Genomic DNA, 783 nt, shown 5'->3' with positions numbered 1-783 from the left:
CGCGGTCCCGACGGACGCGCGCCGCTGATCCTGGCGGTGCTCGCTTCGTTGGCGGTCGCCGGTTATTCGATGACCGCCGATCCGCACGACATCGCCGGCACGCTCGGCACCGAAAAGGTGGCGGCGGCGGCCAATCTCGGCGGCGACATGCCGGCCGGCGAGTGGCATTTCTACGGCCGCACGCCGTTCGGCCAGCGCTATTCGCCGCTCGACCAGATCACGCCCGACAATGTCGCCAAGTTGCAGCCGGCCTGGACCTATCGCACCGGCGACGTGAAGGGCCCCGACGATATCGGCGAAACAACCTATCAGGTGACGCCGCTGAAGGTCGGCGACGCGCTCTTCATCTGCACGCCGCACAACTTCGCCATCGCCATCGATGCCGCGAGCGGCAAGGAAAAGTGGCGCTACGATCCCAAGATCAAGCTCGACAACAACCGCCAGCACCAGACCTGCCGCGGCGTGTCCTATTATGCCGATGCCAAGATCGCCGCCGGCCAGCCCTGCGCGCAGCGCGTCTACCTGCCGACCTCCGATGCCAGGCTGATCGCGCTCGACGCGGCGAACGGGCAGGTGTGCCCGTCCTTCGCCGAGGGCGGCACGCTGAACCTGATGGCCAACATGCCCTATCCGAAATCGGGCTATTACTATTCGACGTCGGCGCCGCTGATCGTCGCTGGCAAGATCATCGTCGGCGGCGCGGTCAACGACAATTACTCGACCGAGGAGCCGTCGGGCGTCATCCGCGCCTTCGACGTCGAGACCGGCGCGCTGCTGTGGAGC

General features: G+C 66.7%; 1 protein-coding gene. It reads left to right on the top strand.

Going from position 1 to position 783, the window contains the following annotated elements:
- Positions 1-783, top strand: a 783-nt coding sequence (locus EOA28_RS37405; RefSeq protein WP_148671193.1) for a PQQ-binding-like beta-propeller repeat protein, incomplete at both ends; no start/stop codon positions are given.

Origin of the sequence: Mesorhizobium sp. M2A.F.Ca.ET.067.02.1.1 (assembly GCF_004023285.1) — a bacterium.
Taxonomy (GTDB): domain Bacteria; phylum Pseudomonadota; class Alphaproteobacteria; order Rhizobiales; family Rhizobiaceae; genus Mesorhizobium.
Note: the sequence above shows the minus strand (reverse complement) of the source record. Positions and strands in the feature narration are given on the sequence as shown.